Source organism: Pseudomonas sp. SH10-3B, assembly GCF_019891415.1.
In the GTDB taxonomy this organism is placed as follows: domain Bacteria; phylum Pseudomonadota; class Gammaproteobacteria; order Pseudomonadales; family Pseudomonadaceae; genus Aquipseudomonas.
Genome location: NZ_JAFLXD010000017.1, coordinates 98,139 through 119,340, shown reverse-complemented (window position 1 = coordinate 119,340; position 21,202 = coordinate 98,139). Strand labels below are relative to the sequence as shown.

Genomic DNA, 21,202 nt, shown 5'->3' with positions numbered 1-21,202 from the left:
CTCGAATAAGATTTACGCATAACCAAACACCTCAGATTTGGGCGCTATCATAGCGCCCGATTGAAGTGTCCAAAATCATTAGGCCAGTTCAGCTTGCCCCCGATGAGCATGGGTATCTACACAACTGTGTAGCAGCCAACGCTAACCACGATGCGAAGCGAGCCGCCCTTGATCTTGATCTTGCTTTTGATCTTGATCTTGCTTTTGATCTTGATCTTGATCTTGATCTTGATCTTGATCTCAGGCGCCCCGTTAACCACGCTGGCCGGAATTCGATAGTGATTTGGGGGGTAAACCGGCTGGGATGCCGGTTTAGCCGCCCCGCGCCATGGATGGCGCGTGGCGGCGGCCCCCCACATCACTGTCGGATTACGGGCACACCGAGCCTGGGCGAGGTGCCGAGTGGTGGGGCGAAGCGTTTTTGGTTACTTTTGGCGCTCTTCTAAAAGTGACCCGCTGTAAGAGCGGAACCCTAAGTAGCCGTTACCGCAGCAACGGATATGTACTCATTCCAACCCCAGCACATGGCCGGCCCAGAGACCGCCATCGGGGGCAAGCCCCCTCCCACATGTTGACAGTGTTCAACTCAGGTTCTGATGGCTGCCTCGACCCGCGCGATGTAGCTGTCAAACCGCGCCACCAGGTCCACCTGCTCCGGAAAGCGCAGCCACTGGATCTGCAGGCCATCCATCATGGCCAGGATTTCTTCCACCAGCCCGGCGATGTCCACATCGCTGCGCACCTCCCCCGCTGCGACCAGGTCGGCAAACTGCCCCTGCAAGCGCCGCTGGATCCCCGCATAACGCTCCTGGAACCACGCCCACGCCGGCTGGGTGTCGAGCAGACTTTCGGCATTCAAAATGGTAAACGCCCGCACCACCCCCGGCGCGGTGGCGTTCGAACGGTTGATCGCGCGCAGGCTGCCGAGCAATCCGCTCAGGGACTTTTCGGCGCGTACTTCATCGGCGATTCGTTGATTGACCTCATCGCGACGTTGCAGCACGCCCATCAATAGTGAAATTTTGCTGGGGAAGTGATGCAGCACACCGGCCACGGAAATACCGACAATGGCCGCCACCTTGGCCACTGACGCACCGCTGTAACCTTCCAGGGAAAACACCTGCAAGGCCGCGTCCAGCAGCTCTTCGCGGCGTTTTTCACCTTTTGGGGCGCGGCGGGTCTTGGGGGCGAGCTCGGTCATGGGGACATCCTTGTGGGCAGGCTTGCACCGTATCCAAATTGCCCCTGGGCCGCAAATAAAGCTCAGGCGCTTTCCCGTTCGATCAGGCGGCAGTCCAACAGGTTCAAACGCTGGACTTCATCCTCCACCGGCACGACCCCGAGGCTTTCCAGCACCCGCGTGGCCGCCAGCACACCGATTTCCAAGGCGGGCGGCTTGATGGTGCTGAGGCTCGGCAACAGCATTTCGGCAAACGGATAATCGCCAAACCCGAGCACGGCGCAATCCTGTGGGATCTTCAGCCCGGCGCGCTGCCCCGCCAGCAAACCACCGGCGGCGAGGTTGTCATTGGCGAAGAAGATCGCGTCGGGCGGGGTGGCGTGGCTCATCAAGGCTTCCATCGCCTGCTTGCCGGCTTCGAAGGGCGCGCTGTCGGCGTCCGGGACGAAGACCCGGGGCTGTACACCCAGTTCGATCAGGGTCGCGGCAAACCCATCACCGCGCTCCAGCGCGCTGAAGTCGCCCGTGGCGCTGTTCTGCACGAAGGCCAAGCGCCGATAGCCCTTGCCATGCAGGTAGCGCGCGGCCGTGACGCCGACATCGTAGTGGGAAAAACCGATCTGCACCGGCGCGCGTTCGGGCACGTAGTCCCAGGTTTCCACCACCGGAATATCGGCGTCGGCGATCATCTTGTCGGTGCCCGCGCTGTGGAAGCGGCTGGTCAGCACCAGCGCCGCCGGCGACCAGCCGAGGAACGCGCGCACCGCGCTTTCTTCCTGCTCGGCGCTGAAGTAGCTGGATGCCAGCAACAGCTGATAACCGTGACGGCTGAGGGTGTCGCTGAAGCCCTGGATCGTGTTGGCAAAGATCGGCCCCGAGATGTTCGGGATCACCATCGCCACGATCCGCCCCCGCGCCGACGCCAGCCCGCCGGCCACCAGGTTGGGCACATAACCCAGCTCGGCCACCACCTCGGCGATGCGCTCACGACGCTCGGGCGAGACCTGCTCCGGCTGGTTGAAATAGCGCGACACGGTGATGGCCGACACCCCGGCCTGGCGGGCCACAGTGTTCAAGGTGACGCGCCCGGCGCCACGACGCTTGCGCGGTTTCTCTTCGCTCACGGGATCATCCTGCTAACAACCAAAAAGAATATAGGAATAATTTTTAAGTCTTTGACGCTCTAAACCCGAGCTACCAATAATGCCGATGTTAGCGCTAACAAAGCGCGCTGTCTGCTACTCGCTCAAGCGAATGCCCACGACAGTTTTCACAGGCGCTGACGGTCGTAAGAACCGCAGCGGTTCAGGGCATTTTTTCGAGCGAACACACCATGCACAGGCACACGCACTTATTCCTTCTCGCCGGTCTGACCGCCCTCCCCGTGCCCGGCGCCTTTGCCGCTGACGAACAGGAGCCCACGCTCAAAGCGGTGACGGTCACCGCCACCCGGCGTGAAGAGTCACTGCAAAAAGTCCCGGTGGCGGTCTCGGTGCTGGACGGCGAACAACTGGAGCGCGACAACCGCAACGGCGTCGCAAGCATCGCCCAGCAAGTGCCGTCGCTGAACTTCCGCACCGGCGCCTCGAACAAGGACACCTCGCTGTTCGTGCGCGGCGTGGGCACCATTTCCACCTCTCCTGGCGTGGAGCCGACGGTGGCCACGGTGATCGACGGCGTGGTCTACGCGCGCCCCGGCCAGGCCACCCTCGACCTGCTGGACCTGGAACGCATCGAAGTGCTGCGCGGCCCGCAAGGCACCTTGTTCGGCAAGAACGCCTCGGCCGGCGTGCTCAACATCACCAGTAAGGCGCCCACCGCCGAGACCCACGGCTATATCGACCAGGCGTACTACAGCGGCAATGAAAGCCGCACCCGTTTCGGCATCGGCGGCAGCCTGGTGCCGGATGTGCTCAAAGGCTCGATCAGCACGCTGTTCGGCAGCTACGACGGTAACGTCGATAACCAGCACAACGGCCAGGAGGTCAACGGCTACAACCACAAGGGCATCCGCGGCAAGCTGGAATTCACCCCCAACGATGACGTGAAACTGACCCTGATCGCCGACTACATGCAGTCCCACGACGACGCGCCGAATGGCGTGGTCAGCAAGTCCCTGAGCCCGGCCTTCACCAATGCCTTGAGCCCGGTGCGCGCCTCCAGCGACAACCGCGACATCAACACCGATACGCGCAGCCATGTCGAAGACACCAACAAAGGCTTGTCCGCTCAGTTGGACTGGAACCTCGGCGACTACACCCTGACCTCGATCACCGCCTGGCGCGGCTGGGACAACACCCAGTACCAGGACGGCGACCGCCTCGGCACAGTGACCGCCGCCTTCCCCGGCACCGCCGACAAGGGCGAGCTGGCCTTCGACCAATACTCCCAGGAACTGCGCCTGGCCTCGCCCAAGGGTGAGTTCCTGGAATACGTCGGCGGCCTGTTCTACATGCACGGCAAGGACGAGGAAACCTATCAGCGCACGCTCACGACCACCACGCGCACCGACCGTGGTATCGCCGACTACAGCACCACCAGCGACAGCTACGCGGTGTTCGGCGAGACCACGCTGAATTTCACCTCGCGCTTTCGTGGCATCGCCGGTCTGCGCTACACCCACGATGACCTGAAATACGATCACCGTCGCGTCTCCACCTCGGCCACCACGGTCAGCGGGATTCAACCAGCCACCTCCAGCTCCGGCTCGGTGGACGAAGACGGCTGGTCCGGTCGCCTCGGGGTGCAGTACGACATCAGCGACAGCGTCACCAGCTACCTGACCTACTCGCGCGGCTACAAGGGCCCGGCCTACAACGTGTTCTTCAATATGCAACCGCGCGACACCGATGCGCTCAAGCCGGAAACCTCCAACACCTGGGAAGCCGGGATCAAGGCCACCGCTTGGAACAACCGCCTGACCACCAACCTGGCGGTATTCCACAGCGATTACGACAACTACCAGGCGAACTTTTTCGACACCGTCGCCGGCCAGGTCGTGACTCGCCTGATCAACGCCGGCAGCGTCAGCACCGAAGGCGTCGAGCTGGATTACGCCCTGCAGGCCACCCAGCAACTCAAGCTCTCCGGCGCCCTGGCCTACACCCGTGCGCGCATCGATGAGTTCGCCTGCCCGGCGGGCGCAGCAGCGACGTGCAACGTGAATGGCAAGCCACTGCCCTTCAGCCCCGACTGGAAAAGCTACGTGCGCGCCGACTACACGATCCCGCTGGATAACGGCCTGGACATCGAACTGGGCACCGACTACAGCTGGCAGAGCGAAGTGCAGTACGACATCAGCCAGAACGTCGACACCAAGCAAGGCGCCTATGGCATCTGGAACGCCAGCGTGGCCCTGGCCGACTACACCAACGGCTGGCGCGTGGCGTTGCTGGCCAAGAACCTCGCCGACAAGTCCTACTCACCGCTGCTGGCCAGTGGCGGCAACTACATCTACCGCGCCGTACCCCGTGACGATGAGCGTTACTTCGGCGTGCAACTGCGCAAGGATTTCTAGCATGAGCCGTCAACTGAAACTCGGCGCCTTTCTCATGGCCACCGGGCACCATGTCGCCGCCTGGCGCCACCCGGACGTGCCGGCGGATGCCGGGCTGGATTTCGCCCAGTACAAACACCTGGCGCGGGTGGCCGAAGCGGCGAAGTTCGATGCGCTGTTCGTGGCCGACAGCATCGCCGCCGCCACCGGTGAGATCGCCAGCCATATGGCGCGCTCGGATCATTTCGAGCCGCTCACCCTGCTCTCGGCGCTGAGTGCGGTGACCGATAACATCGGCCTGATCGCCACGGCGACCACCAGCTACAACGAGCCCTATCATGTGGCGCGCAAGTTCGCCTCGCTGGATCACCTGTCCGGCGGCCGCGCGGGCTGGAACCTGGTGACCTCGGACAACGCCGCCGAAGCGCAGAATTTTGGCCGCGACGAACACCTCGGCCATGGCGAACGCTACAGCCGCGCCAAGGAGTTTCATCAGGTGGTGACCGGGCTGTGGGACAGCTGGGAAGACGATGCCTTTGTGCGCGACAAGGCCAGCGGCAACTATTACGACCCGGCGAAGCTGCATGTGCTGGACCATGTGGGCGAACACTTCCGGGTCAAGGGCCCGCTGAATGTGGCGCGCTCGCCCCAGGGCCAGCCGGTGATCGTGCAGGCCGGCTCGTCCGAAGCCGGCCGTGAGCTGGCGGCGCAGACCGCCGAGGTGGTGTTTACCGCACAGACCTCGCGGGCCAATGCCCAGGCGTTTTATGCCGACCTCAAGGGCCGCCTGAGCCTGTACGGGCGCGGGCCGGATTCGCTGAAAATCATGCCCGGCGTGTTTGTGGTGGTCGGGGCGACGGAGGCCGAGGCCCAGGCCAAATTCGAGGCGTTCCAGGCGCTGGTGGAACCGCAGGTGGGTGTCGCATTGCTGGGGCGCATGCTGGGTAATTTCGACCTGTCCGGCTATCCGCTGGACGGGCCGTTGCCGGAGCTGCCGTTGACCGACAGCGGGCAACGCAGTCGCCAGCAACTGCTGAGCGACTTGGCCAACCGTGAGCAACTGAACCTCGCGCAATTGGGCCGGCGAATTGCCGGTGGCCGGGGGCATTACAGCCTGATCGGCACGCCCGCACAGATTGCCGATGAGCTGCAAAACTGGTTCGAAAACGGCGCGGCCGATGGCTTCAATATCCTGGTGCCGCACTTGCCGGGTGGGTTGGAAGACTTCGCGCAATGGGTGGTACCCGAGTTGCAGCGGCGCGGCCTGTTTCGCACAGAATACAGCGGTTCCACCTTGCGCGAAAACCTCGGCCTGGCGCGCCCGGCCCATCGTTTTACAGAGGCTAGAGCATGAAAATCCCCGCACTGATCCTGGCCCTGCTGGCCGTGACGCAAACCGCACTGGCCGCCGACCCCGCCACCCTGCGTATCGGCTACCAAAAGGGTTCCATCGCCCTGGTACTCGCCAAGCAACATGACTTGCTGGAAAAGCGTTTCCCGAAGACGCAGGTGAAGTGGATCGAGTTCCCCGCCGGCCCGCAGATGCTTGAAGCGCTGAACGTGGGGGCACTGGACGTGGGTTCCACCGGCGACATCCCGCCGCTGTTCGCCCAAGCCGCCGGGGCCGACCTGGTCTACATCGGCGCCGAACCGCCCAAGCCCAGCGCCGAGACTCTCCTGGTGCGCAACGATAGCCCGCTGCATTCGGTCGCGGACCTCAAGGGTAAGAAAGTGGCGTTCCAGAAGGGTTCCAGCTCCCACAACCTGATCCTGCGCGCGCTGAACAACGCCGGCCTGAGCTACAAGGACATCCAACCGGTGTACCTGCCCCCGGCCGATGCACGAGCGGCGTTCGAACAAGGCAGCGTCGATGCCTGGGCGATTTGGGAACCCTACTCGTCACTCGCCTTGAGCCAGAGCCCCAGCCATGTGCTGGCCAATGGCGAAGGCTTGGGTTTGTCGGGTCCGGTGTACACCGCCAGGCGCGAGTATGCGCGGGACAACGGGGCGTTTATCCATGACCTGCTCGACGAACTCACCGCCGCCGAAGCCCTCACCCGCAGCCAGCGCGAAGACAGCCTGAACGTACTGACCGACTTCATGGGCCTGCCCGCCGACGTGGTTGCACGCTACATGGACAACCGCCCGCCTTCGCCGATTTTGCCGATTGATGAGGGGATCATTCAGGCGCAGCAGGCGACGGCGGATCTGTTTTTCCAGAATCGGTTGTTGCCCAAGGCCATCGAAGTGAAGAAGGCCGTGTGGAATTCCAAAGCCGACTGAGATCCTAATGTGGGAGGGGACTTGCCCCCTCCCACATTTTTTGACCGCGTCAGGCTTGGGTGCGGGTGCTTTTTTCGATCAGGCACATGGGGGTGCCGGCCACCGGTTCGCTCATGATCTGTACCTGCACCTCAAACACCTGGCGCATCAACTCGGCACTGATCACCTGTGCCGGCGCGCCATCGGCCACCAGTTTGCCGGCGTGCATCACCGCCAGGTGGTCGGCGTAGCGGCAGGCCTGGTTGATGTCGTGGAGCACGGTGATCACGGTCTTGCCTTCGGCGGCCAGTTCGCCCATCAGGTCGAGCAGTTCGACCTGGTGGCTGATGTCGAGGTAGGTGGTGGGTTCGTCGAGCAGCACCACGGGGGCGTTCTGTGCCAGGACCATGGCCAGCCAGGCGCGTTGACGCTGGCCGCCGGACAGGTCCGCCAGGGCGCGGTCGGCCAGGTTGTCGAGCTCCAGGCGTTGCATGGCTTGGGTCACATGGGCCTGGTCATTGCCGCTCAGGCGTCCCCACAGCGAGTTGTGCGGGCTGCGGCCGTAGGCGACCAACTGGCGCACGCTGACGCCTTCGGGCACCGGCAGCACTTGGGGCAGGAATGCAATGTGCCGGGCCAGTTGGCGGGCGGACAGGCTGGCGTAGGCCTGGCCATCCAGGCTCAGCTCACCTTGCGTGGGCTTGAGGATGCGCGCAAACGCCTTGAGCAAGGTGGACTTGCCGCAGCCATTGGGGCCGATCAACGCGGTGACTTTTCCCGTCGGCGGCGTGAACGACAGCCCCTGCACGATGGGTGTGGCGCCGTAGCCGATATCCAGCGCGCGTGCTTGAAGAATACTCATGTCATCAGCCCTTGAACCGTGCCAGCAACCAAAGAAAATACGGTGCGCCAATCACCGCCGTAAGCACCCCGGCGGGGATTTCGCTGGGTGCGATCAACGTGCGTCCGAGGGTGTCGGCCAGCACCAGTAACAGCGCGCCGATCAGCATCGCCGCCGGCAGCAGGTACTGGTTATGCCCACCGACCAGGCGCCGTGCCATATGCGGTGCGACCAGGCCGATAAAGCCGATCGGCCCGATCACGCCCACGCCCAGGCTGGTGAGCAGCACCGCGCAGGCCATCGCCAGCCAGCGTGTGCGGTTCAGTGCGGTGCCCAGGCTGTGGGCCGCCTCATCGCCGAGGGCGATCAGGTTCAGCGGTTTGGCCAGGCACAGCCCCAGCGGGATCAACACCAGGAACGGCAGCACCAGCGCTACATGGTGCCAGTTGCGGCTCCACAGGCTGCCAGTGAGCGCGAGCAAGGCGGTGTTGATGTCCAGCGGGTGGGACAGGATCAGAAACTCGGTGACGCTGGACAAGGTCACCGCAATCGCCACCCCGGACAGCGCAAAACGCACGCCGGAAAAACTCACACCGGTGTTGTACAGCGCCAACAGCAACGCACCACCGGCGCCGCCCAGGCAGGCCACCAGGGGCAGCCAGGCAATCGGCAGGTGCGGCCAGCTGATGATCGCCACGGTCAGCGCGAGCCCCGCACCTTGGGTGACACCGAGGATCTCCGGCGAGGCCAGCGGGTTGCGAATCACGCCCTGCACAATCGCCCCGGCCAGGCCGAATGCGCAGCCGGCGAGGATCGCGATCAGGCTGCGTGGCAGGCGGTGGTTCCAGACTTCAAAGTCGAGGGCGTCATGGGCCAGCAGGCGCTCCAGCACGGTTTCGGGCGTGAGCCACAGGGTGCCGGCGCTGAGGCTGACGAAAGTCGCCAGCAGCAACAAACCGAGCAGCAGCCAAAGGCGCAATCGTGGCTGGGTCATAGGGCGCGCCTGGCGAGAAAGAGGAAGAATGGTGCACCAATCAGTGCCGTGACCACCCCGGCCGGGGTTTCCACCGGGAACGCCACGGCGCGGCTGAGCAGGTCGGCGCCCAGCACGATCACTGCGCCTAGGGCGGCACTCAGCGGGATCAGCCAGCGGTAGTCATTACCGAGAAACTGGCGAAGGATATTCGGCGCGATCAACCCGACAAAGCCGATGGGCCCGACCGCGCAGACACTCGCCCCCACCAGCAACAGGCTGGCGACGAACACCTGCAAACGCAGGCTGGCAATGCCCACGCCCAACGAGCGCGCGGCGTCTTCGCCGAGGTTGATCAGGTTCAAGCGCGGCGCACACCACAGCGCCCACAGGCCGCCGATCAAGGTGCACGGCCAGAGCAATTGCACCTGGGCCGCACCGACGTTGGCCAGGGAACCGGCCAGCCAATTGAGCACGCTTTGCGCCTGGGCCTCGACCAGGATCACCGTGAGCCGGGTCAAGGCAGCACACAACGCGGCGACGGCCACCCCGGCCAACACCAGGCGACCTTGGGCCGTGGCCGGCGACCAGGCGCCACCGAGGCTGAACACTGTGATCCAGGCCAGTGCGCCGCCCAGGCAGGTCATCAGCAAGGCAGCGCCGGCAAACGGCGGTGCGACCAACCCGGTGGAAAACAACGCGAGCCCCAACGCCGCGCCTGCCGTCACGCCGAACAGCGACGGCGATGCCAGGCGGTTGCGGGTGATGCCCTGCATCAGCGCCCCAGCCAGGCCCAGGCAGGCGCCCACCAATGCCGCGCACACCGCACGCGGCACGCGCAACTGGGCGACGATATAGGCCATATTGCCGCCCACGCTGCCCTGATGCACCAGGCCATTCCAGGCGTCGGCCGCCGTGAGGGTGAACGGCGACCAGCTGTACAACGACAGCCAGAACAACACGGCACCCAGCACCACGATGCCGGCTGCGGCCAAACCACGGCCCATGCTTATTGACTCAGTACGGCTTTGCCGCCCTTGAGGATCGCCAGGGCGTCCTCGGCGATCTGCTCCGAGGCCAACACACCACGGTTGCGCGCCCAGCTGTCACCGTCCACTTCGGCCACCTGCTGGTTGCGCACCGCGCCCAACACTTGCCACAGCGGCTGCTTGCTCCAGCTGTCGACGATGCTCGGGCGGCGGTAATGGCCGACCAGCAGCCAACCTGGATCGAGGGCGAGCAGTTGTTCCAGGCTAACGAATTCGGTCGGCGCGGCGTTGGCGCGCACCGACGGCACTTTCAGGCCGATGGCTTGCAGCACGCTGCCGGCGTAGGAGTCCGGGCCGTGCACGGAGAAGCTGTCTTCACGGGCGACACCGAACAACACGCTGGCACCGGCGGGGATCTGCTGGGCGATTTTCTTCAGGTTTTCGCGGTTTTGTGCGATGCGGGCTTCCATCTGCGGGCTTTTGCCCAAGGCCTTGCCGATCAGCTCAGCGGACTTGAGGCTGCCCTCGTAATCCTCACCGCGCGACGGCAGCAACAGGGTTGGCGCAATGCTCGCCAAGTCGCTGTACAGCGCCTGATGGCGGTTGAGGTCGGCAACGATCAGGTCCGGCTTGAGCCGCGCGATTTCTTCGATGCTCGGTTGTGAGCGCAGGCCCACGGATTTCCACTGGCCGATGGCCTGACGCACACGCGGCAGCACGCGATTGGCGTCGCCATCATCGGCGGCGCCGACGGGGGTGACGTCCACGGCGGCGAGGCTGTCGAGAAAAGAGAACTCCAACACCACCACACGCTTGGGCGCATCGGGCAGATGCACCGCGTGCTGGCCGTCATTGAGGTCGATGGGGGCAGCGCTCAGCAGGCTGGAAGAGAACGCCAGCAGGCAGGCGGCAAGGGTGGGGATGGAGCGCAGCAATCGCATGGAGGTACCTCGGCGTTAAAACACCCCAACTCGACGGGCTGGGGAAAACGGCGGGTACTATTCCATATTGGGGCGGCGTGATCAAAAAACATTCTCATTAACTAACGCCTCGCCTCCTGTGGCGAGCGGGCTTGCCCCGCGTTGGGCTGCGTAGCAGCCCCAAGACCATTCGCTGAGGAGTACCTGACACACCGCATTTGACTTGATTGGGGCCGCTTCGCAGCCCAACGCGGGGCAAGCCCGCTCGCCACAGGGGAACTCGCCAGTCTCTGAAAGTTGTGTAGATACCTATGGCAATCGGGGGCAAGCCCCCTTCCACATTTTTAATCCGCGTCTAGAAGTCGACGGTGGCAGACAGCAGGTAGGTGCGCGGGGTCGACAAGGTCAGCCCCGGCTCGCTGTCATCCGACGCGCCGGCCGAACTCCAATAGCGCTTGTCGGCGACGTTCTCCACATTCGCCCGCAGGGTGATGTGCTTGTCATCGACCTTGAAGGCGTAGCGGGCGCCGACGTCGATGCGGTTCCAGGCGTCGATTTCCTTGACGTTGGACTGGTCCAGGTATTGGGAGCTGGAGTGGATGCCACGGCTGGTCAGGGTCAGGCCTTCGAGGGTCGGTACGTCCCACTCGGCACCGAGGTTGACGTTGTATTTGGGCGTGGCCGGCGCGCGGTTGCCGTCCCAGGTGCCGTTGGTGGTGTCCTTTAGTTTGCTGTCGATGTACATCACACCGCCGAGCAGGCGCACGCCCTTGAGCGGTTCGCCGAACACGCTCAGCTCCGCACCGGTGTTCTGGCGTTTGCCGTTGGGGCCGAACAGCTGCGAAGTGGCGTTGGTCTCGTAGGCCGGTTGCTTGATGCGGAACACTGCGGCGGTGACGGCGAAGGCGCCCGCGTCGTACTTGGCGCCGACTTCCACCTGGCGGCTGATAAAGGGCGGGAAGATCTGGTCTTCGTTGCGCGACGTAGATGGTGCGATCTTGCCCTGGCTCAACCCTTCCATATAGTTGGCGTACAGCGACAGCTTGTCGGTGGCTTTGAACAGCAGGCCGCCCGAAGGCGAGATCTTTTCTTCATCGTAGTTGGTGTCGCCTTTGATGCCGTTGCTCCAGTCGTCCACGATGACTCGCTGCCAGCGCGCGCCGAGGGTCAACAGCAGGCGGTCATCGAAGAAGCCCAGGGTGTCGGACAAGGCCACGCCGCTGAATTTGTTTTCGGTATACACCTTCGCATCCTGGCGCGTGGCCACAGACGGGGTCGGGGTTTGCACGGGGTTGTAGAGGTTGCTCGATGCGTTGGCATAACGCGCACCGCCGTTGGTGAAGTCCATATAGAAGTAGCTGGCGGCCAGGTTGACCTCATGGCTCACCGGCCCGGTGTGGAACCAGTTACGCACGCCGGCCGTGGCGGTGCGCACGTTTTCATCGCGGGTGAAATCCCGCGGCGAGACGGTGAACGCGCCGGCTGCGTTGCTGACCGAGACCGCATGGCGCAGGAACTCGTGGTTACTTTTACGCGCGCCGACACCGCCGTAGAGCATCACCGAATCGCTGAGGTCATATTCGGCATTCACCGTACCGAAGGTGTCCTTGGTGCGGGCCTTGCTCCAGGACTGCGCATAGTTGCGGCGCACATCGTTGGCGCTGGGCACCGGCGCGGCAGCCGCGACTTGCACACGCTCCTGCGGCGCATCGGTATCGCGCTCGGTGCGGCCGATATCGGTGGAAAGGCGCAGGCGCTCGCCACGAAAATCCAGGCCCAGCACGGCCATCTCACGGTCGACGCTCTGGTGGTCCCATTCGGTATCGCCGGACTGCTTCACGCCGTTGAAGCGCAGGCCGAACTTGTTGTCTTCGCCAAAGCGCCGGCCCACATCCACCGCGCCACCGGCCTGGCTGTCGGAGGCCCAGGTGCCGGTGAACGAGGTGATGTCCTTGTCGGTGGCGCGCTTGGGCACCACGTTGATCCCACCGCCGACGCTGCCGCGCGGCGAGATGCCGTTGATCAACTGGGTGGGGCCTTTGAAGATGTCGACGCGGTCGGCCATTTCCATGTCGATGGTGTAGGTCGGCAGCACGCCGTACAGGCCGTTGTATGACACATCACTGTTGAACAGGCTGAAACCGCGAATGGTGAACTGCTCGTAACGCCCACCGGCCGGGTTGGTGGCGCGTACCGACGGGTCGCTGGCGATCAGGTCGCCGAGGGTGCGCGCCTGTTGGTTTTTCACCGCGTCCTGGGTGTAGGTGGTCATGCTGAACGGCGTTTCCATGAAGTCACGGGTGCCCAACAAGCCTTGCGAACCACGTCGCGCCACCTGGCCACCGGCGTAGGTGTCGCCGTCGTACAGGCCGGTGGTACCGAGAATCGACGTGGGCGCCAGTTCCAGGCTGCCGCCCTCCGGCATCGGCACCAGCATGTACGCTTGCTCACCCATGGGCTGCAACTGCAGGCCGGAGCCTTGCAGCAAGCGGGCAAAGCCTTCTTCCACACCGTATTCGCCGGATAAACCACTGCTGCTGCGCCCGCTGACCAGCGCCGGGTCCACCGACAGGTTGACCCCCGACAGCCCGGCAAAACGGGTCAACGCCGCGCTCAGGCTGCCGGCAGGCACCTGGTAGCTGCGGCGCGCGGCGCTGTCTTCGGCATAGCTGACGGGGACGAACAACGGGCTGGCGCTGAGGCTCAGCATCAGGCTCAGTTTGAGCAACGGGCGCAAGCGCAAAGGGAGGACGGCGGGCATTGGAAGAAGCTCTCGATTTTGTTCACTTGCCTGGAATGACAGGCGAGGTGAAAAAAGGGGACAGGCTTCGACCAACTTTTTTCAAAAATGGCAGGGCAATGGCGGCGCCATGCCCTGCCCTGGTTACCATACCGCGATATGCGAATCCGCACGCGGTTCGGTGCCGCCGCACAGCACGCCGCTGACCGGGTCGCGCAGGATGATCTGCCCACGGCCGTAGTCGGTGAGGTCGCTGGCGATCTGCACCTGGTGACCACGCCGGGCCAGGGCATTGGCCAGGTCGCGGGAGGCGCCCTGCTCGATGCCGACCTTCATGTCGCCCAGCCATTGCCAGCGCGGCGCATCCAGTGCGGCCTGGGGGTTGAGGCCGAAGTCCACCAGGTTCATCACCATCTGCACGTGGCCCTGGGGCTGCATATAGCCACCCATCACGCCGAACGGGCCAAGGGCTTGGCCGTCTTTGGTGAGGAAGCCGGGGATGATGGTGTGGAAGGTTTTCTTGCCCGCTGCCAGGCAGTTGGCGTGGGTCGGGTCGAGGCTGAATTCCTGCCCACGGTTCTGCAGCGCGATGCCGCTGTCGGGCAACACCACGCCGGAGCCGAAGCCGTGGTAGTTGCTCTGGATGAACGAGACCATATTGCCTTCGGCGTCTGCCGTGGCCAGGTACACCGTGCCGCTGGCGTGCGGGTCACCGGGCTTGGGCGGCTGCGCCTGTTCGCCGATCTGGATGCGGCGGCGCGCGCTGTAGTCGTCGCTGAGCAGGTCGGCCACTGCCACGCGCATGTGCAGAGGGTCGGTGATGTAGTGCAGGCCGTCGCTGTAGGCGAGCTTCATCGCCTCCAATTGGCGATGCCAGGTCTGTTGGCTGTCGCGGTGATCGAAGCTGAAGCCTTCGAGGATTTTCAGCGCCATCAGCGCCACCAGGCCCTGGCCGCTCGGCGGAATTTCCCAGACGTCGACGCCGCGATAATTGATGTGGATCGGGTCCACCCACTGTGCGCGGTAATCCTTGAGGTCACTGGCGCGCAGGTAACCACCGGTGGCGCGTGAATGGGCGTCCAGGCGTGCGGCCAGGTCACCGCGATACAGGCTTTCGCAACGGCTGGCGGCCAGTTCTTCCAGGGTGCGTGCCTGGGCCGGGTTGCGGAAGATCTCGCCCGCTTGGGGTGCGCGCCCATCGATGAGGAACGTGTCGAACCAGGCTTGCAGCACTTCATCGCGGTGCGGGCTGAATTCGTTCAAGGAGATCTGCCATTGATGGGCAACCACCGGTGACAGCGGGAAACCCTCGCGGGCCAGGCTGATGGCGGGTTGCAGCAACTCGGCAAACGGTAGCTTGCCGAAGCGTTGCGACAGCTCCGCCCAGGCCGATGGGCAGCCGGGCACGGTCACTGGGGTCCAGCCGTACAGCGGCATCCGGTCGTGCCCGGCGGACTTGACCGCCTCGATACTCAGGGCGGCTGGCGCATGACCGTTGCCGTTCAGGCCATGCAACTGGCCCTTGCACCACACCAAGGCAAACGCATCGCCGCCCAGGCCGCAGCCGGTGGGCTCCACCACCGTGAGCGCCGCCGCCGTGGCGATGGCCGCGTCGATGGCGTTGCCGCCCTTTTGCATGATCTCGATACCGGCCTGGGCAGCCAGGGGTTGGGACGCAGCGACCATGCCACGACGGGCAAATACGCTCTGGCGCTGCGACGGATAGGGGTACTCGTGAGCAGAAAATTTCAACATGGCAGAGGCTCTTCAAAAAAAGTCATAACACGCGGCTGAGAAACGCCCGGGTACGCGGGTGGCTGGGGTGGCTGAAGATCTGTTCCGGCGGCCCTTGTTCGATGAGTTCGCCCTGGTCGAGTACCACCACGCGGTCCGCCACTTCACGGGCAAAGCCCATTTCATGGGTGACCACCACCATGGTCATGCCCTCCTCGGCCAGCTCTTTCATCACCTGCAGCACTTCGCCGACGGTTTCCGGGTCGAGGGCGCTGGTGGGTTCGTCGAACAGCATGGCCTGGGGTTTCATCGCCAGGGCGCGGGCGATGGCGACCCGTTGCTGCTGGCCGCCGGAGAGCATCGACGGGTAATGGCTGGCCTTGTCCGCCAGGCCCACCCGCGCCAGCAGGCCACGCGCCTGTTCCAGCGCTTCGGCACGTGGTGTGCCGAGGACCTGGATCGGCGCTTCGATGATGTTTTCCAACGCCGTCATATGGGGGAACAGGTTGAAGCGCTGGAACACCATGCCGATGTCGCGACGCTGGCGGGCGATGTTGCGCTCCGAATCGCGCACCAGGCTGCCGTCGCTGCGCTCGCGATAGCCCATGGCGCGGCCGTTGACGCGGATGCGCCCGCCCTGGATGTCTTCCAGCAGGTTGATGCAGCGGATAAAGGTGGTCTTGCCGGAGCCCGAGGCGCCGATCAGCACTACCACTTCGCCGCGCCGTACTTGCAGCGAGATGCCCTTGAGGATCTGCAACTCGCCGAACGACTTCTGAATATCCAGTGCTTCAATGATCAGTTCTTCACTTTGGTGCGCCATGGTTATCGTCCCCTCAGCAGTTTCAGGGTGCTGCGCCCGAACATACGGCTGGCTGCCGGTGGCGGCGCGGAAGGCCGGTCGGACTGGCTGAAGCGGGTTTCGAGCCAGCGCTGGAAAAAGCCCCAGAGCGTGGTCAGCGTCAGGAAATACAGGGCGACCACCAGGTACAGCTCAAACACGCGGAAGGTCGCCGAGGTGATCATCTGGGTGCTGAGCAGCAACTCCTGCACACCGATCACGCTGACCAGGGTGGTGTTCTTGAGCATCACGTTGAACTCATTGCCCAGCGGCGGCACGATCACCCGGAACGCCTGGGGCAGCACGATGCGCCGCATCAACTTGGCGAAGCCCATGCCCAGGGAGCGCCCGGCTTCATATTGGCCCTTGTCTACCGCACCGATACCGGCACGGATGATCTCGGCCATATACGCGCCTTCGTTGAGGCCCAGGGCAATGATCGCCGCCTGGATATTGCCGGGGACGATCAAGCCGAACAGCTCGATATCCTCAAAGCGGAAAATCCCGCCCGCCGCCAGTGCCGTGTACAGAAACACGATCTGTACCAGCAACGGCGTGCCGCGCATCAGCCACACATAAAAACGCACCGGCAGATGCAACAGCGGGTTCTTCGACAAGCGCAACAGCGCCGCCGCCAGCCCCAGCGCGCAGCCCAGCAGCATCGCCAGTACGCTGATCAGGCAGGTCAGCCACAGCCCCGTGAGGTAAACCCCACTAGGCTGCAGCAGGTACTGCCAGAACACATCCCAATTGAAATTCATTGTTGTAGAACCTCAGTCGAGTGTGTCGCTGCTGACATGCCATTTGTTGAGCAATTGCACATAGCTGCCATCGCTGCGCATGTCGCTGATGATCTGCTGCACGGCGGCAGTGAGTTGCGGGTCGTCCTTGCGCATGCCAAGCCCGGTGAGGATGCGACTGAACGCCGGCACGCCTTCCTGGAACAGGTCCGGGGCCATTGCGGCGTAGTAACCGGCGGTTTCCACGGTGGTGCCGTAGGCGTCGACCTGACTGATGCGCAGGGCCTGGAACGCGTCGGTGTCGGTGTTGTAGACCACCAGTTTCATCGGTGGCTTGCCGGCCTTGGTGAGGCTTTCATTGTGGGTATCGAGCAGGGTCTTGATGGTGGAGCCGTTGAGCACCGCCACTTTGTGCGCGGACAGGTCATCCAGCGTCTTGATCCCCTTGGGGTTGCCCTTGGGTACCACCACCGCCTGGCTGGAGTACATGTAGTTGACGATGTCGATCACCTGGCGCCGCTCGGGTTTGTCGAACAACTGGTCGACGATCATGTCGCACTGCTGGGCGAGCAACGCCGGCACCAGGCCAGAGAACGGGATCACCCGCCATTGCACTTGCTTGTCGCCCAGGCGCTTGGCGATTTCCAGGCCCAGGTCGACGGTGAGCCCGCGCGGTTTCTGGGTTTCATCGAAAGACACCAAGGGCGGGGAATCCATCCCCGAGCAATAGACAAGTTTGTCGACTTTTTGCAGACGATCCGGCACTTGAGGCGCAGCAACGGCCCCTTGTGCGCAGAGACCGAGGGAGACAGCCACCAGCAAGGCGCGGCATTTATGCATGACCAGACACTCCAGTTCGTTGAATAACGGGGCAGGACTAAAGTCAAAACACAGCAGTTTTTTCTTATTTTTCGGTTTGCAGGAACTGGATCAGTGCCGGCACGGTGCCTTCGATGTGTTCGCGCACCACGGCTTCGGCGCGGGCGGCGTCACCGGCGCGAATCGCATCGAGGATCACGGCGTGTTCCTGGCGGGCGCTGAGGGGTTTTTCGCCGTGCTGCAACCACAAGCGCATGGGCGCCTCGACCAGCGAGTACAGCGCCGAAATCTGCTTCATCAAGCGTGGGCGGCCGCTGAGGCTGCACAGGTATTCATGGAACGCGCGGTGCCGGCTGACCCAGGCGGCACTCTCGTCGCGGTAGTCGTCCATCGCGTCGAGCATGCGTTCCAGCGCCGCCAGTTGACGCTCGCCGATACGGCCGACGGCGACGCGCACCGCCAGGCCTTCGAGCGCGCTGCGCATTTCGAAAACCTCGTGCAGTTCGTCGATATCCAGGCCGCTGACGATAGCGCCACGGTTGGGGCGCAGGGTCACCAGGCCCTGGGCATCCAGGCGGCGAAACGCTTCGCGCACCGGCATGCGGCTCATGCCGATCTCGGTGGCGATGTCTTCGGCGATCAGGCGGTCGCCCTTGCGGTAGCGGCCGCCGCAAATGGCGTCGAGCAAGAAGTTGTAGGCCTCCTCCTCCGCGGTGAGGGGCTGGCGTTCAACGTAAGCGGGGGCAAATTGCATCGGCAGCACCTTTTGAATTTTTGTATCCAATTATCCACGGATACAAAAAAGCAGGATGCGTGCCAAGTGATCGATATGCGGGCTAAGGGATTGATTCAGATGAAATAGAAGAAAAAAGCTGACGGGGACGTGAACCCTGTTGCGCCGGAACTTGCTACCAAATAGCGCAGGAATGCCCCATGGGTGGGCGGAAGTAACACGCGGAAATGAATTAGCTGTGGGCGATTCACCCACTTGAGAACATGGACAAGATTCAGCTCCTGCATGGCGCAGAGGGTTGGGGAGTGAGAACAGGTTTATAAATTATTCTTCATGCGCCGCCCCCATCAACAGTGTTCATATTGGTGATACACCTACCTCAAACTCACTGTCTGGTGCAGGCCGAATGAAACAGCTGTCGCGCCTTGAGTCCACGCCTGCCAATGACCATACGTCCGGGCCATGGTGCCCGCTGCCCCTGCACGATTTTGCTGGCTGTCGGGGTATCGAATCAGGCGCGGTTTTTATCATTGCTTCCGGCCTGTCAGCCAGATCGTTTCCCCTCGAAACGTTTGCGCACGTGCCCATGATCACCATGAATGGCGCGATTTCGCTGTTCATGAACACCGACGTCAAACCCTATTTTTATGCCTGTTCTGACAGAAGTTTCTCCCAACAGCAGCCCGCCTTATTCGACTATGCGATGGCCGTCAGCCAGAGGGTGGCGCTGTGGGAAGATCATGCGCAATCGTCTCGCGTCCGCCCCAGCGGGCAGCTCTACCCATTATCCAAGGCCGAAAAACCGAGCTGGCTTGAGGCTGTGCTGGGGAGACGTGACGCATTGGTCGTGGAGCATTCCTTGCTGCCCCTCCGGAAAAGACCCATCGGCTTCAGCAAGGACATGAGCGCAGGTTTTTTTGATGCTCGGACCGTGGCCTATCTGGCCATACAGCTGGCATTCCACGTCGGGTTTTCCAAGGTTTTCCTGATCGGCGTGGACCTGGACGAAAAGTCGGGGCGCTTTTACGAAACGATGGACGCCGTAAACTCGCCCTGCGGGCTCGACCAACACTATTACACCCGCATACTTCCATCGTTCGAGTTGATGTCCAAAAAAGTCATGGGCGATGACTTCATGGTTTACAACTTATCTGATACTTCAAAAATTCCGCAGAGCGTGATCCCGCGTGTGACGCTCGGGGACGTGGAGACAATGCTCCGCTGACGTCGCTCGAGCCGTTCCGGAACCTGCACGATCAAACGCTGCGATGAACCTGGACGGTCAGTCACCGCGGCCGGGCAGCATGCCGGCGAGAACCCGATCTTTGTCAATGAAGTGATGCTTCAACGCAACGACCATATGCCCACCCACCAGTGCTCCGCATAGCCAGGCGGTGTAGGTGTGAATCGACTTTGCCAGGTCGTAGAGGCTTTGATCAGGCTCGACGAGCGTTGGCAGCAGGAACAAACCAGCGACCAGGATGGGTTTATCTGCGACCGAACTCCAATACCAGCCCGACATCGGCAACCCCACCAGCGCGATGCAGTACAGCAACAGATGGCCAGCGAAAGCCCCCCGTTTCATCAGCGGACTCATCGTCGCGGGCATTGCGGGGGCAGCATGCGTCAGACGCCAGCCGATACGCAGGACGATAAGAAAAAGAAGCACGCTGGCCATCGCCTTATGGAGAAACGTCAACTGGTGCTGAGGGTTGAACTCATCACGCCAATGAACCGCCACGATCCCGACCAGCCAAGCGACAATCCAGATCAGCCCCATGCCCCAGTGCAACCACTTCGCGGTAGCTGTATAGCTTTGTGCGTTCGACATCAGCAATTACCCCCCCGTTTGGAAGCCACGATTATCGTCATTGGTCAGTATGGAAAAACCGTAAAAATCCGATGATTAACATCGAATTTTCTGTTTGCAGAGAAGCGAGAATCAAAGGGAGAACGCGAGCGGGGGCACATGCGGGGGTATTGTTCAGGCATGAAAAAGCCCAATCTTTTCAGAGTGGGCCAAGGCAAGGTCCGATTCCAGGTGACCAACCGTGAAACCCGCCCGCCAAGGCTGGCAATGATTTGAACTCAACTCTAGCCCGGCGAACGATTGAAGCGCCCTCTCAATCAGGGCAAATCATCTGACTTGAAGAGCAGGAAAGTTGAACCCCTCCTCAACGATGACAAAAATCTCATCAAGCACATCCGAGTAGAGCGCAGAGGAGGATCTTTTTTTCCAGAGGTCATGGGCCGCGGTGTGGGCGTAGTCCAACGCCCATGCGACGACACTCGGACGAATGTCATTCTCTGCATTAACCCCCATTCTCCCGGCGATAAGGGCAACAATCGAATCTCGACGATTTACCCCATTTTGCAGAGTTTTTGCACGAATCAGAGGGTGACTTCTCAACAGCTCCTGAAGCGTCATGAAACGATCCGCATCAAAACCATACGATCCTTTCTCACAACTCCTGACGACATCTACAGCGGCATGCCTCAAGGCCGTCACAACAGGTTCGTGGGGAGGACGCTCAGCAAGCGCAGCGATGAACTCCTGATGCTCCGCTTCTTGATAATCCAGAACGACATCCTCCTTGCAGGAGAAATATCGAAAAAATGTACGAGCGGAGACATCCACTTTTTCGGTGATGTCCTCGACTCGCGTTTCATCAAATCCCTTCTCAGCGAAAAGCTCATAAGCCGCTGAAATAAGGGCATCGCGCAACATGAGCTTCTTGCGCTCACGCCTGCCTACCTCTTCTTTTTCCGCCACGCGTCTGTTTCCTCGATTAGGTCAACTCACGGTACCCGACCAAACATTATTACCATCAAATGACAATTGCGCAATTTTAATAAAATACACAACAAGAAATATGCCTATTGACTTATTTTGTCAGTCAACGACATTATTCACCCGCCTTCTCATTTGGCAGA

General features: G+C 62.4%; 18 protein-coding genes. 4 read left to right on the top strand and 14 right to left on the bottom strand.

Translation table 11 applies throughout. The features are described from left to right. Nucleotides 1-586 precede the first annotated feature (586 nt). Nucleotides 587-1,201, bottom strand: coding sequence for a TetR/AcrR family transcriptional regulator (locus J1G35_RS15320; RefSeq protein WP_053129086.1), 615 nt, complete (start codon nucleotides 1,199-1,201; stop codon nucleotides 587-589). A gap of 62 nt (nucleotides 1,202-1,263) precedes the next feature. Beyond that, the gene (locus J1G35_RS15315) at nucleotides 1,264-2,304 is read right to left on the bottom strand and encodes a LacI family DNA-binding transcriptional regulator (RefSeq protein ID WP_223015339.1); all 1,041 of its coding nucleotides are present in this window, start codon (nucleotides 2,302-2,304) and stop codon (nucleotides 1,264-1,266) included. 209 nt (nucleotides 2,305-2,513) lie between these two features. Between J1G35_RS15315 and J1G35_RS15310 the strand changes: the two genes are divergently transcribed. Genes J1G35_RS15310 through J1G35_RS15300 form a run of 3 tightly spaced genes read left to right on the top strand, consistent with a single transcriptional unit; the run spans nucleotide 2,514 to nucleotide 6,959 of the window. Then, entirely contained in the window at nucleotides 2,514-4,697 is a 2,184-nt protein-coding gene (locus tag J1G35_RS15310) for a TonB-dependent receptor (RefSeq protein ID WP_223015338.1), read from the top strand. Between the two features lies 1 nt (nucleotide 4,698). Further along, complete coding sequence (locus J1G35_RS15305) at nucleotides 4,699-6,030, top strand: LLM class flavin-dependent oxidoreductase (RefSeq protein ID WP_223015337.1); 1,332 nt, start codon at nucleotides 4,699-4,701, stop codon at nucleotides 6,028-6,030. Beyond that, the gene (locus tag J1G35_RS15300) at nucleotides 6,027-6,959 is read left to right on the top strand and encodes a sulfonate ABC transporter substrate-binding protein (RefSeq protein WP_223015336.1); all 933 of its coding nucleotides are present in this window, start codon (nucleotides 6,027-6,029) and stop codon (nucleotides 6,957-6,959) included. The genes J1G35_RS15305 and J1G35_RS15300 overlap by 4 nt, the downstream gene beginning before the upstream one ends. A 49-nt stretch (nucleotides 6,960-7,008) precedes the next feature. Here the strand turns inward: J1G35_RS15300 and fecE are convergent, their stop codons facing one another. The 10 genes from fecE to J1G35_RS15250 form a co-directional block, all read right to left on the bottom strand. Then, nucleotides 7,009-7,800 carry a Fe(3+) dicitrate ABC transporter ATP-binding protein FecE gene (gene fecE, locus J1G35_RS15295; protein WP_223015335.1) on the bottom strand — a complete coding sequence of 264 codons (792 nt, stop codon included), beginning with the start codon at nucleotides 7,798-7,800 and terminating at the stop codon, nucleotides 7,009-7,011. A gap of 4 nt (nucleotides 7,801-7,804) precedes the next feature. Next, a complete protein-coding gene (locus J1G35_RS15290) occupies nucleotides 7,805-8,773 on the bottom strand; it encodes an iron chelate uptake ABC transporter family permease subunit (RefSeq protein WP_223015334.1) in 969 nt (322 codons plus the stop codon). Next, the gene (fecC, locus tag J1G35_RS15285; RefSeq protein WP_223015333.1) at nucleotides 8,770-9,759 is read right to left on the bottom strand and encodes an iron-dicitrate ABC transporter permease FecC; all 990 of its coding nucleotides are present in this window, start codon (nucleotides 9,757-9,759) and stop codon (nucleotides 8,770-8,772) included. The genes J1G35_RS15290 and fecC overlap by 4 nt, the downstream gene beginning before the upstream one ends. Nucleotides 9,760-9,761: 2 nt before the next feature. Then, nucleotides 9,762-10,682 carry a Fe(3+) dicitrate ABC transporter substrate-binding protein gene (locus J1G35_RS15280; protein WP_223015332.1) on the bottom strand — a complete coding sequence of 307 codons (921 nt, stop codon included), beginning with the start codon at nucleotides 10,680-10,682 and terminating at the stop codon, nucleotides 9,762-9,764. 334 nt (nucleotides 10,683-11,016) lie between these two features. Beyond that, entirely contained in the window at nucleotides 11,017-13,422 is a 2,406-nt protein-coding gene (locus tag J1G35_RS15275; protein ID WP_223015331.1) for a TonB-dependent receptor, read from the bottom strand. A 123-nt stretch (nucleotides 13,423-13,545) separates the two neighbouring features. Next, nucleotides 13,546-15,156, bottom strand: coding sequence for a gamma-glutamyltransferase family protein (locus tag J1G35_RS15270; RefSeq protein ID WP_223015330.1), 1,611 nt, complete (start codon nucleotides 15,154-15,156; stop codon nucleotides 13,546-13,548). Nucleotides 15,157-15,178: 22 nt separating this feature from the next. Next, on the bottom strand, nucleotides 15,179-15,958 hold the full coding sequence (locus J1G35_RS15265; protein WP_053129053.1) for an amino acid ABC transporter ATP-binding protein: 780 nt from the start codon (nucleotides 15,956-15,958) through the stop codon (nucleotides 15,179-15,181). 2 nt (nucleotides 15,959-15,960) lie between these two features. Continuing rightward, nucleotides 15,961-16,737 carry an amino acid ABC transporter permease gene (locus J1G35_RS15260; protein WP_015884889.1) on the bottom strand — a complete coding sequence of 259 codons (777 nt, stop codon included), beginning with the start codon at nucleotides 16,735-16,737 and terminating at the stop codon, nucleotides 15,961-15,963. A gap of 12 nt (nucleotides 16,738-16,749) precedes the next feature. Beyond that, a complete protein-coding gene (locus J1G35_RS15255) occupies nucleotides 16,750-17,556 on the bottom strand; it encodes an ABC transporter substrate-binding protein (protein WP_223015329.1) in 807 nt (268 codons plus the stop codon). 64 nt (nucleotides 17,557-17,620) lie between these two features. Next, nucleotides 17,621-18,289, bottom strand: coding sequence for a GntR family transcriptional regulator (locus J1G35_RS15250; RefSeq protein ID WP_223015328.1), 669 nt, complete (start codon nucleotides 18,287-18,289; stop codon nucleotides 17,621-17,623). Nucleotides 18,290-18,674: 385 nt separating this feature from the next. Here J1G35_RS15250 and J1G35_RS15245 point away from each other — a divergent pair, with 385 nt between their 5' ends. Beyond that, nucleotides 18,675-19,493, top strand: coding sequence for a lipopolysaccharide biosynthesis protein (locus J1G35_RS15245; RefSeq protein ID WP_223015327.1), 819 nt, complete (start codon nucleotides 18,675-18,677; stop codon nucleotides 19,491-19,493). Nucleotides 19,494-19,550: 57 nt separating this feature from the next. On the opposite strand, the gene J1G35_RS15240 is transcribed toward J1G35_RS15245, so the two are convergent. After that, nucleotides 19,551-20,099, bottom strand: coding sequence for a cytochrome b (locus J1G35_RS15240; RefSeq protein ID WP_053129141.1), 549 nt, complete (start codon nucleotides 20,097-20,099; stop codon nucleotides 19,551-19,553). A 306-nt stretch (nucleotides 20,100-20,405) separates the two neighbouring features. After that, on the bottom strand, nucleotides 20,406-21,041 hold the full coding sequence (locus tag J1G35_RS15235) for a TetR family transcriptional regulator (protein WP_053129045.1): 636 nt from the start codon (nucleotides 21,039-21,041) through the stop codon (nucleotides 20,406-20,408). Nucleotides 21,042-21,202: the final 161 nt, after the last annotated feature.